The sequence below is a fragment of the Curtobacterium sp. MCPF17_021 genome (assembly GCF_003234605.2).
Classification (GTDB): Bacteria; Actinomycetota; Actinomycetes; order Actinomycetales; family Microbacteriaceae; genus Curtobacterium; species Curtobacterium flaccumfaciens.
Genome location: NZ_CP126252.1, coordinates 2076988 through 2092853 on the forward strand (window position 1 = coordinate 2076988; position 15866 = coordinate 2092853).

14 protein-coding genes and 1 tRNA gene are annotated in these 15866 nt (G+C 69.9%); 2 read left to right on the forward strand and 13 right to left on the reverse strand.

Annotated elements, in window-relative coordinates:
- Positions 1-57 precede the first annotated feature (57 nt).
- On the forward strand, positions 58-1386 hold the full coding sequence (locus DEJ29_RS09830; protein ID WP_111094272.1) for an MFS transporter: 1329 nt from the start codon (positions 58-60) through the stop codon (positions 1384-1386).
- A gap of 151 nt (positions 1387-1537) precedes the next feature.
- On the opposite strand, the gene DEJ29_RS09835 is transcribed toward DEJ29_RS09830, so the two are convergent.
- The 7 genes from DEJ29_RS09835 to polA all read right to left on the reverse strand — a co-directional run bounded on the left by DEJ29_RS09835 (position 1538) and on the right by polA (position 12117).
- Complete coding sequence (locus tag DEJ29_RS09835) at positions 1538-2782, reverse strand: acyltransferase (protein ID WP_181422680.1); 1245 nt, start codon at positions 2780-2782, stop codon at positions 1538-1540.
- 47 nt (positions 2783-2829) lie between these two features.
- Positions 2830-4326 (reverse strand): AMP-binding protein, encoded by a 1497-nt coding sequence (locus DEJ29_RS09840; RefSeq protein WP_111094271.1) that lies wholly within the window; start codon positions 4324-4326, stop codon positions 2830-2832.
- Positions 4327-4348: 22 nt separating this feature from the next.
- Positions 4349-5392, reverse strand: coding sequence for a BPSS1187 family protein (locus DEJ29_RS09845; protein WP_111094270.1), 1044 nt, complete (start codon positions 5390-5392; stop codon positions 4349-4351).
- Positions 5389-5991, reverse strand: coding sequence for a dephospho-CoA kinase (gene coaE, locus DEJ29_RS09850; protein ID WP_111094269.1), 603 nt, complete (start codon positions 5989-5991; stop codon positions 5389-5391). Before coaE ends, DEJ29_RS09845 begins: the two co-directional genes overlap by 4 nt.
- Positions 5992-6083: 92 nt before the next feature.
- The gene (rpsA, locus tag DEJ29_RS09855; protein WP_071403741.1) at positions 6084-7559 is read right to left on the reverse strand and encodes a 30S ribosomal protein S1; all 1476 of its coding nucleotides are present in this window, start codon (positions 7557-7559) and stop codon (positions 6084-6086) included.
- Positions 7560-7717: 158 nt separating this feature from the next.
- Complete coding sequence (locus DEJ29_RS09860) at positions 7718-9397, reverse strand: DUF885 domain-containing protein (RefSeq protein ID WP_111094268.1); 1680 nt, start codon at positions 9395-9397, stop codon at positions 7718-7720.
- A 50-nt stretch (positions 9398-9447) separates the two neighbouring features.
- Positions 9448-12117: a DNA polymerase I gene (gene polA, locus DEJ29_RS09865; RefSeq protein WP_111094267.1), complete on the reverse strand. Its 2670-nt coding sequence runs from the start codon at positions 12115-12117 to the stop codon at positions 9448-9450.
- Positions 12118-12218: 101 nt separating this feature from the next.
- Between polA and DEJ29_RS09870 the strand changes: the two genes are divergently transcribed.
- Positions 12219-12587, forward strand: a complete 369-nt coding sequence (locus DEJ29_RS09870) for a PaaI family thioesterase (protein ID WP_051596794.1) — start codon at positions 12219-12221, stop codon at positions 12585-12587.
- A 24-nt stretch (positions 12588-12611) separates the two neighbouring features.
- Here the strand turns inward: DEJ29_RS09870 and DEJ29_RS09875 are convergent, their stop codons facing one another.
- From DEJ29_RS09875 to DEJ29_RS09900, 6 genes are all read right to left on the reverse strand, one after another.
- Positions 12612-13082 carry a GNAT family N-acetyltransferase gene (locus DEJ29_RS09875; protein ID WP_111094266.1) on the reverse strand — a complete coding sequence of 157 codons (471 nt, stop codon included), beginning with the start codon at positions 13080-13082 and terminating at the stop codon, positions 12612-12614.
- Positions 13083-13191: 109 nt separating this feature from the next.
- A complete protein-coding gene (locus tag DEJ29_RS09880) occupies positions 13192-13797 on the reverse strand; it encodes an ANTAR domain-containing response regulator (RefSeq protein WP_017887240.1) in 606 nt (201 codons plus the stop codon).
- 71 nt (positions 13798-13868) lie between these two features.
- Positions 13869-13953, reverse strand: a tRNA-Leu gene (locus DEJ29_RS09885).
- Positions 13954-14008: 55 nt separating this feature from the next.
- Complete coding sequence (locus tag DEJ29_RS09890) at positions 14009-14359, reverse strand: hypothetical protein (RefSeq protein WP_111094265.1); 351 nt, start codon at positions 14357-14359, stop codon at positions 14009-14011.
- Positions 14360-14631: 272 nt separating this feature from the next.
- A complete protein-coding gene (locus DEJ29_RS09895; RefSeq protein WP_111094264.1) occupies positions 14632-15240 on the reverse strand; it encodes a hypothetical protein in 609 nt (202 codons plus the stop codon).
- Positions 15241-15249: 9 nt separating this feature from the next.
- Positions 15250-15825, reverse strand: a complete 576-nt coding sequence (locus DEJ29_RS09900; RefSeq protein ID WP_111094263.1) for a hypothetical protein — start codon at positions 15823-15825, stop codon at positions 15250-15252.
- Positions 15826-15866: the final 41 nt, after the last annotated feature.

A 15866-nucleotide genomic window follows, 5' to 3' on the forward strand; every position in this document is an offset into this window, starting at 1 on the left:
CATACCGTCCGATCCGTTCAGTCACCCGACTCCTTCCCACTCCCCCGAAGAGGCCTCATGACCACGGCGACCCCGGCCGCACCGATCAAGGGCACCCCGTTCCGCGGACGCATCCGCGGACGCGTGCTCGTCCTGCTCTGCTGCATGTACGCGATCTCGTACATCGACCGGACGAACATCTCGACGGCGCTGCCGCACATCACCGAGGAGTTCGGGTTCAACGAGGCGACCGCCGGTCTCATCGTCTCCGCGTTCTCGTTGCCGTACGCACTGCTGCAGGTGTTCGGCGGCACGATCAGCGAGAAGTTCGGCCCGCGCCGGGCGCTCTTCGTCATCACGGTGATCTGGGGCGTCGCGACGCTCTGGACCGGGTTCGCGGTCGGCTTCTGGACCCTCTTCGCCGCACGGGCCCTGCTCGGGCTGAGCGAGGCCGCCGCGTTCCCGACCGCCACGCAGGCGATGAGCCGGTGGATCCCCCGCGACCGGAACGGCTTCGCCCAGGGCGTGGTGCACTCCGCGGCACGGCTCGGCAACGCGCTGGCCCCGCTCATCGTCGCGTGGGTGATCGGGGCGACGGGCAGCTGGCGCTGGGCGTTCTTCGCCACTGCGGTGCTGTCCCTGGCGTGGGCCGTCGTCTGGTTCGTCTGGTTCCGGGACAAGCCCGAGTCCGCGAAGGGCATCACGCAGGTCGAGCTCGCCGAGCTCCCGCCGGTCGAGACCCGCGCGACCCGTCCCCCGGTGCCGTGGCGGCAGATGGCGAAGCAGATCCTGCCGGTCACCTTCGTCGACTTCGGGTACGGCTGGACCCTCTGGGTGTTCCTCACGTGGCTCCCGACGTTCCTCAGCTCCACCTACGGCCTGGAGATCGGCGACTTCGCCCTGTTCACCACCCTCATCCTGCTGGCCGGTGTCGTCGGGGACACGGTCGGCGGGATGCTCAGCGACCGCATCATCCACCGCGGCGGGAACACCCGGAACGCCCGCCGGACCATCCTGGTGATCGGGCTCGGCGGCTCGCTCCTCTGCCTCATCCCGCTCGTGATCGGGCAGGGCCTGCTCGTCGCGACGATCTCGCTGGCCCTGTCGTTCTTCTTCCTCGAGCTCTGCAACGCCAACCTCTGGGCGATCCCGATGGACGTGGCGCCGCAGTGGTCCGGCACGGCCTCGGGCTTCATGAACACTGGGTTCGGCATCGCCGGTGTCGTCTCGCCCATCGTGTTCGGTCTGCTCATCGACGCCTCCGGCTGGCAGGTGCCCTTCGCGCTCTCCTGCGTCCTGCTCGGAGCCGCGGCCGTCGTCGCGTGGTTCATGAAGCCCCAGCGGCTGACCTCCACCGACGGCGTGCTCGAGATCGGCACCCCGATGGCCGAGCAGCGCTCGGCTTGACGGCCGGCAGCCGGTGCGCGGAACGTGCGACAGCCCTGGTGGTCCGCACGCGGCGGCCGGGAGGCGCGGGTCGGGCCCGCCACGTGCCTCCCGGCCGCCGCGCCACGTGTCCACCGCCCCGCACGGCTGGTGCGAGCGTGCGGGCGAACGCTCAGCGCGCGGCGCGCCGCCCGACGTCGTCGGTCTCGCCGACGAGGGCGTCGTCCGGCTCCACCGGCTCCGGCGACCGCTGCGGCACCCCCGCGCCGGCGGACCGACGCGCCCGCGCCGCTCGTGACGCCCGAGAGGACAACGACGGCCGCCCGGTCAACGGCACGCTGAGGGGCGTCCACCGGAACAGCTCGGTCACCGCGACGGACAGCACCAGCACGAGCACGTAGGTGACGAGGGTGAGCCACGGCCGTGGCACGACGGCCTCGAGCCAGCTGTCGCCGTAGAGCAGGATCCAGATGACGAACGGGTGGCTCAGGAAGATGCCGAACGAGCGATCGGAGGCGTAGTCGACGAACCGGGCGGTCCGGCTCCCGGGGCGCCGTCGATCCGCCCAGGCCGCGCCGATCGCCAGGAACCCGACGAACACCGCGGTGCTCCAGACCACCTGGACCGGCTGCAGCGGCGTCCCCGCGGCGTAGAGGGACTGCCCGAGGCCGACCTGCAGCGCCCACACACCGAGGGTGAGCCCACCGACGCCGGCGAACGCCCACAGGACCGAACGGCGGTGGACCCGGATGAACCGCAGGAACGCGTCCGCGTGGTCGGCGGCGATCGCCCCCGAGACGATGAAGAAGACGTACGAGAAGAAGAACTGCTTCTGGTACCCCTGCATCCACGCGTCGCTCGCCGGGAAGTACTTGTACCCGGCGAACACCACCAGCTGGACCAGGAACGCCACGACCAGCACGGTCACGTGGTGCCCACGGGTCCGGCGCACCAGCCAGACGATCACCGGCAGGAGCAGGTACACCTGCATCGTCACGAGCAGGAAGTACAGGTGGTACCACGAGGTGCCGGTGACGATGCCCTCGGCCGCGGTGCGCACCAGGTCGGGGACGTCGCCACGGCGGGTGGGACTCAGCAGCCACGCCGCCGCGACGTAGACGAACGACCACGCCAGGTACGGCACTCCCACGAGCAGGAACCGCTTCGGCCAGAACTGTGCCATCGGCCTCGGGCGCAAGGTGTAGCTGTACACGAGCACGAACGCGGTCAGCGAGAAGAAGACCAGCCGGGTGAAGTGCAGCAGGGCGAGCAGCGCGTTCAGCCCGACGTCGTCGGTGGCGGCGGTGTGGCTCGTGGTGTGCACCCCGATCACGCACGCGAACGTGAGGATGCGGAGCACGTCGACCTCGTACAGGTGCCGGGGCTTGCCCTCGGCAGTGCGCGTCGGCGTCTGCACCCCCGGCTCCTCACCGGTCGATGCCGGGGACACGCGTGATGGTCCGTTCACGATGGTCGGGCCATGGTCCGGACCTTCGCGCGCTGCACCTTGCCGGTGGGCGCGCGCGGCAGGTCGGGCACGACGATGACCTCGACCGGTCGGCGGAACCGGGTCAGGTGCGCCTCGGCCCGGGCCACGAGGTCAGCCACGAGGGCTGCGTGGTCGACGGGTTCGTCGGGCTGCGGGATCACGTAGGCGATCGGGACGGCACCGAGCACGTCGTCGGGGCGGCCGACGACGACCGCCTCGAGCACGCGTGGGTCGCCGAGCAAGACGTCCTCGACCTCGGACGGGTAGACCTTCTCGCCACCGCGGTTGATGACGTCGTCGGAGCGTCCTGCCAGTGACACCCAGCCGTCGGTGCTGACGGAGCCGACGTCACCGGTGTGGAGCCAGCCGTCGGCGTCGAACCGCTCGGACGCGCGACCACCCAGGTAGCCCCGCACGATCCCCTCGCCCCGCACCCACAGCGCACCGATCTCGCCGGCGGGCAGCACCGAGCCGTCCTCGCCGCGGACCTGCACCTCGGACCCGACCGGTACCCCGACGGTACCCGGCCGGGCCGGTTCGTCCAGCGGCGTCGCCGTGATCTGCGAGGCACCTTCGGTCATGCCCCAGCTCACGACGAGCGGCACGTCACCGAGGGCGGCGCGCACCGGGTCGGGCAACGGCGCCGACGCGCTGCGCACGAACCGCAGGCCCGGCGGGAACTCGAGCGGCCCGGTCTTCGCCAATACGGCCAGGACGGCCGGGACGGCGTTCAGCCAGGTGATCCGTCGTTCCGCGAGCAGGTCCCAGAACCCGGTACGACGGAAGCGCCGGTCGAGCACGAGGGTCGCGCCGGCGACGAGCGTCGCAAGCAGTCCGACCACCTCGGCGTTGACGTGGAACAGCGGCAAGGAGTTGAACCCGCGGTCGTCCGGCACCAGCCGGTTGTGCTGCGCGACGGCCCGGGCGACGAACAGCAGCTGCGTCTCGGGCAGCTCGACGCCCTTCGGCGTGCCGGTCGACCCGGAGGTGAACAGCACGACGGACCCCTGGCCCGACGCGTGCGGGCTGTGGGCGGGCAGGTCGCCGTCACGGACGGCGGTCGGGAGGAACGTGGCCGGGTCGATCCCGCTCGCCGGTGCCCCGGGGACGGTCGCGTCCACCGCGCGGTCCGACACGACGATGGACGCTCCGCCGATGAGGTCGGCGAGACGGCCGGGCTCGGTGGCCGGCTGGCCGGTGTCGACGGGGATCGCGCGGCGACCGGAGGCGACGGCGCTCAAGTGCACGACCGCGAACGCGAGCGGGTCACCCACGTCGACCAGGACGGCACCCGACGGGGCGATGCCGATCGCGTCGAAGGTCCGCGACCAGGCGGTCACCGCGTCGTCGAGCGCGCGGTAGGTGAGGACGCGCTCCGAGCGAGCGTCCTCGAGGAAGTGGCGCACGCCCCCGTCGGCCGCACGGGCCCGGATGAGCGAGCGCAGGTCGGGTTCATCACGAACGGGCTGCACGCAGGAAGGCTATTGCGCGACGCTATGAGCGGTCGGAGGGAACAGCGGGATCTGTGGAGAACCGGTGCAGCATCCACTGCCACAGTGGGAGCATCCGGGGGACGCCGTCACGGGTGAGCGGCGTCGAGTCCTTGATGATCAGGGAGTGCGCCTTGCCCTCGCCGCCGAGGTCGGTGAGGATCGCGTGCGGGTCCGCTCCGGCGAGTGGCGGTGCGGTGTCCGTCTCGAACGGCCCGGACACACCGCTCAGCCCGAGGACGTCCCACGAACCGGTGATGCGGGGGCCGAACGTGTCACGGACGTCGTCGATGGCGTACATCCGGTCCACCGGTGTCCGGCCCGGGCGGTCCATCCACGCTGCGTGCGCCGGTCCGCGGGACTCCACGGGTGACGAGAACATCAGCGCGCCGTGGACACTGCGGATGTGGGCGATGTACGCCGCCTCTCCGCCGCCCTGCGAGTGCCCGGCCACGACGATGTCGTTCCAGACGATGCGGTCGTCGCCCTGGACGAACCGCCCCCAACCGCCGTCGGGGTCGTGGTCGTCGAGGTACGCGACGGCGTCCCGGAAGCGCGAGACGATCGACCCGGCCGGACTGACCGCACTGAACGCCGAGGGCCGCGTGCCGTCGAAGCGGTTCCGCTGCACCATGCCGTAGCAGCGTGCGTCGGCCTCACACGTGCCGGACAGGGTGCGGCCCAGGTTCCAGTAGTCGAGGCCGAGCACGTGGTACCCGTCAGCCAGGGCGGCTCCGAGGAACCGCTGGTACTCCGCGGGACGGGATCGGGTCGCGGGCAGGAACAGCAGGAGCGGACCGTCGGCCGAGGTGCGCGCGGCGAAGTCGTCCCGGTTCGGCGTGAGCCGCTCACCGTTCACCGTTCCGAGCCGGAACCGGTGGAACTCTCCCTCGGGCCCGTGTTCGTCACCCGACGGCCGCTCGTGCACCGCGACCCGGCCGTTGTCCGCCACACGCTGGGCACCGAGGACGTTCGCGGCGACGAGCGAGGCGGCCCCGATCGCCACGAGGACGATCGCGGCGAGGACCAGCAGCAGGCGGTGGTTCATGGAGTGATCCGCGCCCACACCTCGTCAGCGGAGCGGATCGTCTGCTCGAGCGTCCCGGTGGCGTCGACGACGTGGTCGGCGAGGGCGAGACGGTCGGCATCGCTCGCCTGGGCTGCGACGCGGCGCTCGGCCTCGTCACGGGGCATGCCGCGGTGCTCGACGAGCCGTTCGATGCGCTGCGCCGCGGGGGCGTCGACCACCACGACGGCGTCGAACCGGAGCGGACGCGAGCCGCGGGCCTCGGCGAGCAACGGCACGTCGTAGACCACCACGGCGTCGGGGTCGGCTGCCTCGGCGGCGTCGAACGCCTGCTGCGCGAGCCGCCAGACCTCGGGGTGCGTGATCGCTTCGAGGTCCTTCCGCGCCGCGGGGTCCGCGAACACGATCGACCCGAGCGCCGGCCGGTCGAGGGAACCGTCGACGGCGATCACCGACGGACCGAACCGCTCGGCGACCTGCGCCAGGCCCGGGCTGCCCGGTGCCACGGCGTCCCGAGCCAGTCGGTCAGCGTCGACGACGACGGCCCCGTGCTCGGCCCAGCGCCGGGAGACGGTCGACTTGCCCGCGGCGATGCCGCCCGTGAGTCCGATGATGTGCACGGCAACAGGGTAACGACCCCGATGCCCGGAAACGCCGGAAGCCCGGCACCCTGTCAGGGGTGCCGGGCTTCCGGTCGGGACGAACCGCTCGATCAGTTGTTGGTCGAGCTGAGCTTCTCGCGGAGTGCAGCGAGCGACGCGTCGTCGGCCAGGGGGCTCGCGCCACCCGTCTCGCCGGCGAACGACGAGGTCGACGACGACGAGGAAGCCGTGGCCGGGAGGTCGAAGCCACCCTGCGCCTCGTCGGCGATGGTCTTCGCGACCTGCGCCTTGTGGGCTTCCCAACGCCCCTGGGCGGCCGCGTACTGGCCCTCCCACTCGGTGCGCTGCGTGTCGTAGCCCTCGAGCCACTCGTTGGTCTCCGGGTCGAAGCCCTCGGGGTACTTGTAGTCACCCTTGTCGTCGTACTCGGTCGGCATGCCGTAGAGCGCCGGGTCGAACTCGTCGCTCTCCGGGTCGACGCCCTCGTTCGCCTGCTTGAGGCTGAGCGAGATGCGGCGACGGTCGAGGTCGATGTCGATGATCTTGACGAAGACCTCGTCGTTGACCGAGACGACCTGCTCGGCGAGCTCGACGTGCTTGTTCGAGAGCTCCGAGATGTGCACGAGGCCCTCGATGCCGTCGGCAACGCGGACGAAGGCACCGAACGGGACGAGCTTCGTGACCTTGCCCGGTGCGATCTGACCGATCGCGTGGGTGCGGGCGAAGACCTGCCACGGGTCCTCCTGCGTCGCCTTGAGCGAGAGCGACACGCGCTCGCGGTCCAGGTCGACCTCGAGGATCTCGACGGTGACTTCCTGACCGACCTCGACGACCTCGCTGGCGTGCTCGATGTGCTTCCAGCTGAGCTCGGAGACGTGGACGAGACCGTCGACGCCGCCGAGGTCCACGAACGCACCGAAGTTGACGATCGAGGACACGATGCCCTTGCGGACCTGGCCCTTGTGGAGGTTGTTGAGGAACGTCGTCCGGGACTCGGACTGCGTCTGCTCGAGGAGCGCACGGCGCGACAGGACCACGTTGTTGCGGTTCTTGTCGAGCTCGAGGATCTTGGCCTCGATCTCCTGACCGAGGTACGGCGTGAGGTCGCGGACACGACGGAGCTCGATGAGCGAGGCGGGGAGGAAGCCACGGAGGCCGATGTCGACGATGAGACCGCCCTTGACGACCTCGATGACCGTCCCGGTCACGACGCCGTCGGACTCCTTGATCTTCTCGACGTCGCCCCACGCACGCTCGTACTGCGCGCGCTTCTTCGACAGGATGAGGCGGCCTTCCTTGTCCTCCTTCTGGAGAACCAGGGCCTCGACCTCGTCGCCGACCTCGACGACCTCGTTGGGGTCGACGTCGTGCTTGATCGAGAGCTCGCGCGAGGGGATGACGCCCTCGGTCTTGTAACCGACGTCGAGGAGGACCTCGTCGCGGTCGATCTTCACGACGGTGCCGGAGATGAGATCACCGTCGTTGAAGAACTTCAGGGTCTTCTCGACCTCGGCCAGGAAGTCATCAGCCGAACCGATGTCGTTGATGGCGACCTGCTTAGGAGCCTTGGTCGTAGTGGTTGTCATGTAGAGATTGCTCCGAACGGACATGAGTCGGGCCATGGCGTGCGGGGGCTCGGCCCCCGTGGTGCACCGCCGTGGCGATTGATTGAGTGGCGCGGATTGCGCCGCACAAGTCTAACCGCACCGGCGGAGGCCCCACAACCGGGCGTGTCGACGGCGCGTCACCCGACCAGGGCGGTCCGCAGGGTGTCGAGGCCGATGCTGCCGAGGGAGAGCGCACGGTGGTGGAACGCCTTCAGGTCGAAGTCGGCTCCCTCGCGGGCGGCGACCTCGTCGCGGATGGACTCCCAGACGCGCTGACCCACCTTGTACGAGGGGGCCTGCCCCGGCCACCCGAAGTACCGGGCGACCTCGAACCGGACGAACGCGGGGTCCATGTTCACGTTCTGCCCCATGAAGTCGAGCGCGTACTCCCACGTCCAGCCGCCGCCGTCGGGGTTCGTCTTCTGCAGGTGCACGCCGATGTCCAGCACGACGCGGGCCGCACGCATCCGCTGCCCGTCGAGCATGCCGAGGCGGTCCCCGTCGTCATCGAGGAACCCGAGCTGCTCCATCAGCCGTTCGGCGTACAGCGCCCAGCCCTCGACGTGCCCCGAGGAACCCGACAACTGCCGGCGCCAGGTGTTCAGCTCGCCGCGGTTGTAGACACCCTGGCTGATCTGCAGGTGGTGTCCGGGGACACCCTCGTGGTAGACCGTCGTCTTCTCGCGCCAGGTGCCGAACTCGGTGACGCCCTCGGGCACGGACCACCACATGCGGCCAGCACGGGAGAAGTCGTCGGAGGGGCCGCTGTAGTAGATGCCGCCCTCCTGCGTGGGGGCGATCCGGCACTCGAGGCGACGGATCGGGTCCGGGATGTCGAAGTAGGTCCCGGCCATCGCGGCGATCGACGCGTCGCTCGTCTCCTGCATCCACCGCTGCAGCGCGTCGGTGCCGTGCAGGATCCGGGACGGGTCGGTGTCGAGCACCTCGATCGCCCGGGCGACGCTCGCACCGGACTCGATGCGGTCGGCGATGCGCTCCTGCTCGTCCCGCATGCGCGCGAGTTCCTCGAGGCCCCACTCGTACGTCTCGTCGAGGTCGACGACCGCACCGAGGAACCGGCGCGAGTGCAGCTCGTAGGCCTCGCGACCGACGGCGTCGACGGGGGTGGCGAGCGGCAGCAGCTCGTGCTCCAGGAACTGGCCGAACGAGCGGTAGGCCGCCGCGGCGACCTCGGCACCGCGGTGCAGGTCTGCTCGGAGCGTCTCCGGCACGGGGCCGTCGCCTTCGAACGCCGCGGAGTCGGCCAGCTGACGGAACATCCCGCCCTCGGCGCCGGTTCGCGCCGCCTGCTCGGCGATGAGCGCGACCTGGCGCTTCGCCGGGGTGACGTCCTCGCGGGTGCCCTCGAGCAGGGTCTCACGGATGCCCTCGAGCGCGTCGGGCAGCGCGTGCAGTCGGCTCGCGATGTCCTGCCAGTCACCCTCGGTCGCGGTCGGCATCAGGTCGATGATCTCGCGGACCGACTGCGCCGGACTCGCGATGACGTTGAGGTCACGGAGGTGCAGCTTGCGCTCGTACGACTCCTGCACCAGGTCCAGCTCGGCCCCGAGGTCGGCCTTCGTCACCTGGTCCACCGAGTCGACGACGGGAGCGGCGTCGAGCGCACGCTTCGCACCGCGCGCGGCCTCGGCCATCGCGGCGGCGCCGGCGGGCGAGGTGTCGCCGTACTCTCCCGTGCGCCCCGGGACGCCGATGTACGTGGCGGTCGTCGGGTCGAGGTCGACGAGGGTGGTGACCCAGTCCTCGGCGACGCGGTCGACGGCGGATGGCTGGCGGACAGGACGCTCTTCGCTCATGCCCCGACCCTACCGACCCGCGGGTCGGCAGGGCTCCTGAGCCGCCCGGGTCAGTGGGCGGCGCTCTCCCAGTTCGGCCCCACACCGACCGAGACGTCGAGCGGGACGGTCAGCTCGGCTGCGCTGCCCATCCGGGTGCGGAGGATCTCCTCGACACGCTCCTGCTCCCCGGGCGCGACCTCGAGGATGAGCTCGTCGTGCACCTGGAGCAGCAGGTGCGACTGCAGCTCGCCTTCACGCAGGTCGTCGGCGACCCCGAGCATCGCGATCTTGATGATGTCGGCGGCCGACCCCTGGATCGGGGCGTTCAGCGCGGCCCGTTCGGCGTTCTCGCGCAGGACCCGGTTCGGGCTCTTCAGGTCGGGGAACGGGCGACGGCGACCGAAGATCGTCTCGGTGTAGCCGTCCTCGCGCGCCTGCTCGACGACGTTGCGCAGGTAGTCCCGCACGGCACCGAAGCGGGCGAAGTACTCGGTCATCAGGGTGCGGGCCTCGGACTGCTCGATGCGCAGCTGCTTCGACAGACCGAAGGCGCTCAGCCCGTAGGCCAGGCCGTAGGACATCGCCTTGACCTTGGTGCGCATCTCGTTGGAGACCTCGGACGGGTCGACGCCGAACACCCGGGCGCCGACGAAGCGGTGCAGGTCCTCGCCCTCGTTGAAGGCCTGGATCAGCCCCGGGTCGCCGGAGAGGTGCGCCATGATGCGCATCTCGATCTGCGAGTAGTCGGCGGTGACGAGCGTCGTGTACGGCTCAGCGACCGCGAACGCCGACCGGATCCGGCGACCGACGGCCGTCTTCACCGGGATGTTCTGCAGGTTCGGGTCGGTCGACGAGACCCGCCCGGTGCTCGTACCGGTCTGCTCGTACCGGGTGTGGATGCGACCGTCGACCACGGCGGCGTCGAGCGTGTCGACGATCTGCCGGAGCTTCGTGGCGTCGCGGTGCTGCAGCAGGAGCCCGAGGAACGGGTGCGGGTGCTGATCCTGCAGGTCGGCCAGGCTCGCGGCGTCGGTCGAGAACCCGGTCTTGGTCTTGCGGGTCTTCGGCATCGCGAGCTCGGTGAACAGGACCTCCTGCAGCTGCTTCGGCGATCCGAGGTTGACCTCGTGCCCGATCTCGGCGAAGGCCTGCTGCGCGAGTTCGGCGGCGCGCTCCCCGAGTTCCTTCGACAGGCCGGTCAGCACCGGGCGGTCGATGCCGACGCCGATGGTCTCCATGCCCGCCAGCACCGACACGAGCGGCAGCTCGATGTCGTCGAGGACCTGCAGCGAGGACGCGTCGATCCGGGCGCGCAGGGCCGTGGTGACGCGGAGCACGAACCACGCGTGCACCCCGACGTTGACCGGGTCGGTCTCGGGGACCAGCTGGTTCGGGTCGGCCGTCGGCAGTTCTTCGCCGAGCTCCTGGTAGACGAGGTCGGACAGCGGCTGTCCCTGCTTGCCGGGCTGCGCGAGCCACCCCATGATCCGTGCGTCGCCGGCGATGCCGTTCACGACGAAGCCGGCGGTGCCGAGCGCCTTGATGGCGGCCTTGGCGTCGTGGAAGTGCTTCGGGGCGTCGGAGGCGAACCAGGCCGAGAGCTGCTCGTAGTCCTTCGCGCCGCTGCCGCCCGGCACCAGCACGGCGTCGTCGTGGGTCGCGATGCCGATGGCGCTGAGGCGTCCGTCGATGACCTCGACCGCGACGCCGTAGCCGTTCGCCGCCTCGGTGGCGTTGCGGCGCTCGAGCCAGTAGCCGAGCTCTTCGTCGATCAGCGTCTTGACGGGCGGCGGGGTCGGCGCGCCGTCGGTGACAGTGCCCTCGGCCGCGGGCTCGGCGGGGTCGCCCGACCCGGCCACCTTGAAGACGCGGTCGAGCAGCGTGCGGAACTGCAGCTTGGCGAAGAGCTCGCGCACCGCGGTCTCGTCGACCGGGCGGAGCGCGACGTCGGCGGGACCGACGGGCAGCTCGACGTCGGTGACCAGGCGGTTGAGCCGGCGGTTCCGGATCGCCCGGTCCTGCTGCTCGCGCAGGTTGTTGCCGACGACGCCCTTGATCTCGTCGGCGTGCTCGAGGACGCCGTCGAGCGACCCGTACTGGGTCACCCACTTGACCGCGGTCTTCTCGCCGACCTTGTCGATGCCGATCAGGTTGTCGCTGGTCTCGCCGACGAGTGCGGCGATGTCCGGGTACTGGTGGGGCTCGATGCCGTAGCGCTCGTAGACCTTGTCGCGGTCGTAGCGGGTGAGTTCGGAGACACCGCGGACGGACGGGTAGAGCAGCGTGACGTCGTCGTTGACGAGCTGGATCGAGTCGCGGTCACCGGAGACCACGTAGACCTTGAAGCCCTGGTCGGCACCCTGCTTGGAGAGGGTCGCGAGGATGTCGTCGGCCTCGTAGTCCTCTTTCGTGACGGTGGTGATGCCCATCGCCTCGAGCGCCTGCTGCAGGAGCGGGATCTGGCCCTTGAACTCGGCCGGGGTCTCGGAGCGGGTGCCCTTGTACTCGGCGTACTCGCGGGTGCGGAACGAGAACCGGGAGATGTCGAACGCCACCGCCAGGTGGGTGGGCTTCTCGCGCTGCAGCAGCATCAGCAGCATCGAGATGAATCCGTGGATCGCGTTGGTGTGCTGCCCCTCGCGGTTCACGAAGCTGTCGACCGGCAGCGCGTAGAAGGCCCGGAAGGCGAGCGAGTGGCCGTCGATGACCATGAGGGTAGGCTTTGCGGAGTCCGACACCCGGACAGCCTACCGACGCCCGCTGACACGGAAGGTCGACGCAGACCGTGACCGACGACACCACATCGACCACGATCGATCCCCGCATCGACGAACGCGGCATGGGCGAGCTGGCCGAGAAGATGGGCATGGTCATCACCGAGCTCTCGGCCGAGCGGGCGGTCGGTTCGATCCCCGTCGAGGGCAACCGCCAGCCGGTCGGCCTGCTGCACGGCGGTGCCTACGTCGTCCTCGCGGAGAGCCTCGGTTCGATGGCCGCGAACGTGCACGCCGGGCCCGGCCGCTACGCCGTCGGCATCGAGCTCAGCGCCTCGCACTCCCGCAGCGCCACGAGCGGCATCGTCACGGGCACGTGCACCGCCATCCACCTGGGCGGCACGCTCACCACCCACGAGATCGTCCTGACCGACGACCAGGGTCGTCGCTGCTCCACCGTGCGGATCACGAACATGATCCGCGAGCGTCGCTGACCGACGGAGCGACGGACCGACGACTCAGTCCTCCGGCGGTCGCTGCAGCAGCAGGCGGGCGTCGCCGAACCCGAGCCTCCGGTAGAGCCGTTCGCCGTCCACGCTCGAGTGCACCGACGTCCGCTCCACGCCGAGTTCGTCGGCGAGCTCCAGCAGGGCCGTGACGAGCCGTCCGGCGACGCCGGAACCGCGCAGCTCCGGGTGCACGTAGACCGTCTGCAGCTCAGCGGCGAACCGGTCACCGTCGACGTGCGGCGCCGGCGGTCGCGGGTGGACCGCCAACCACGCCATGCCGAGCACCACACCGTCCCGGTCGGCGACGACGCACCGGTGCGACTCCCGGTGGTCGACCGCGAACTCCGTCATCGCACGGCGGTACTCGTCCGGCGTCTGCACCGGCGTGCGGCCGTCCTCGTCGACGCTCCACCGCCACCGCAGGTCGGCCACCGCCGGCATGTCGTCAGGCCGGGAGGCCCGGATCACCACGTCGTCCATTTCTCCAGCCTGCCAGGTGGTCGCGGCACACGCCCCGCCCCCGGACGAAGGAACGCCGCCGACCCCAGGGGGTCCGGCGGCGTTCCGTGAGCGACGGTGGAGCGCTGGACTACTTCTTGGCGCTGAGCTGCTCGATGATCGCCTTCGCGACGTCGTGCATGGTCAGGCGGCGGTCCATCGAGGCCTTCTGGATCCAGCGGAACGCCTCGGGCTCGGTGAGGCCCATCTTCTCGTTCAGCAGGCCCTTGGCGCGGTCGACGAGCTTGCGGGTCTCGAAGCGCTCGACGAGGTCGGCGACCTCGGCTTCGAGCGTGATGATCTGCTGGTACCGCGAGAGGGCGATCTCGATCGCGGGGAGCAGGTCGTTCGGGGTGAAGGGCTTGACCACGTAGGCCAGCGCGCCGGCCTCGGTGGCACGCTCGACGAGGTCCTTCTGGCTGAACGCGGTCAGCAGGACGACGGGCGCGATGTGGTTCTTGGACAGCTTCTCGGCTGCGGAGATGCCGTCGAGCTGGGGCATCTTGACGTCCATCACGACGAGGTCGGGGCGGAGGTCGGTCGCGAGCTGGACGGCGGTCTCACCGTCACCAGCTTCACCGACCACGTCGAACCCGTTGTCGCGGAGGATCTCCACGATGTCGAGGCGGATGAGCGACTCGTCCTCGGCGACGACGACGCGACGGGGTGCTGGTGCTGTTGCTTCTGTGTCACTCACGGACGAAAGCCTACTAGACGACGGAAGTGCCGTATCCCAGACCACGCAGATCGATCAGTCGGATGAGTGCTTGGTACGAGTGGCGGGACTTGAACCCGCACGCCGTGAGGCAGAGCATTTTGAGTGCCCCGTGTCTGCCGATTCCACCACACTCGCGAGGAGGCCAACACTACCAGCCCGACCCGCGCCTCCCGGCCCGTCGTCGACCGTCTCACGAGCCCTCGAGCGCCTCGATCGCGGCCACGAGACCGGCCCGTCGCGGCGACCGCCGCGGCAGCACAGCGAGCAGCGCACGCAGCACGAGCGCGTCGGTCGCACCGTCCGGGGTGCGCGCCCACGCGAGCAGGGCGTCGACGCCGCCGTCGGCGACGACCGACTCGCGGAACCGCAGCCGCACCAGGTCACGGACCGCGTCGACGCCGGGTGCGGCGGAGCCCGGCAGGACCGGTCCGGCGTACCGGTCGACGGCCTGGAGGCGCGCCCCGCGTTCGAGCGCGGACAGCACGCCGTCGACGTCGGTCCGGACCCCGGTCACCCGGTACGGCCGCGACGTCACGGTCACGTCCGGCGCGTGCTGCGCGAGGACCCGGCGCAGCCGGACGACCTCGGCGCGCAGGGTGACGACCGCGGCAGCAGGACAGCCTCGCGACTCACACGGCTGACGGCGCGGTGTACGTCAACACGAACCGACTCCGCGAGATCTGGCGGAGCAAGCGACTGCGGGACCAGAACCCACGCGCCGAACGTCGCACCTCTTGATAGGCCACGGTGGTGTCAAGTCTCGACTACAGAGGATCTGGCACCACCGACGTCAAGCCTCCGACTAGATGTCAATCAAGGCACTTCTTCGGCTTCCTCCGCCTGCGCACCTCGCGCTCCGGCTCGGACCTTCTCTCGCCCGACCGTGCTTCGGATGTCTGCGACAAGCTCCGCGTGTGCTTTCTGTCTGCCCAGCAGGTCGGCTAGTGCTTCTGCCATGCCGCCGGCTACTTGCACCCTGACGAACTTGCCGAACCGCACGACACGCGATCCCTCAACGAACACTTCGGTGATCGCTACGGCGACCTCTCGGTCCCTTTCTCTGGCGACTGCCTCAACGAGATTCATACGTGCGATCGTTGAAGCGCGGGCCTGCAGTTCGGCGACTGTGTCCAGTCGATCCGCCGAATTGACCAAGTTGCCGTACAGGACGAGTTCTGAGACAGCAGGTTCGACCACGCGGATCAGTTGATCTCGGTACCGCTCTGCGTCGTCTCGGGCGGCACGAGCCTCCCCGTCGCGGGCCGACGTTGCCGCAAGACGATGCGAGCGGACAGCGATTGCTACGGTCGCGCCCCCGATCACAACCGCAGAGATGAAGCTCAATAGCCCAGTGCCGATGTCGCCCCACCACTCGTAGGAGGTCCAGGCCGGGTGCCACTCGGTGGAGGCGGAGATGATCATGACGGAAAACTACCGGTCCCGCGCGTCAAAATCGGGCGCCTTCAGATCGGTCGTCGCGTGCGCGCCGTTGTGAGCCATGTACGTTGACTCGAGCCATTGTGAGGTCGCGGCAACCCTTCGCTTCGAGAGCGCGGTCTCGATTGAAGCGAGGATCGTCCACGTCAAACTCGCCCCAGCGAGGGCGCCCGCGAGCACAGTCAGGCCCGCTGATACACCTGACGGGAGCCCGAACCCCGGCAAGAAGAAAGCGAGCACTGACATTCCAAGCGCCGCCATCGCCAACGCTAGACGGGTCTTGCGCCATGGGACGCGTGTCTCCCGCTTCAGTACAGCGGCGTTCTCCCGATCGATGAAAGCGTGTAGCTGAGTGGCCTCCGAACCGATGTGGCCCTCAATCGCGCGGATCGCGAGTTCGTCTGTCGCCTTCAGGAGTGCTCGCGTCTCCGCTGCTGCCTTGATAGCTGCAGCACGTTGCCTGGGACGCCGCTCGCCCCTCGCCCGTGCGATCCCCGTGCCGATGGCGATCAATACAGTCGCGCCCGCCGCGGACCCGAAGTAGCCAAGGATGACGAGCGCGACCTGCATACCAGCAGCGTAGCGATCACACGACGCCGGCTCCGACACTG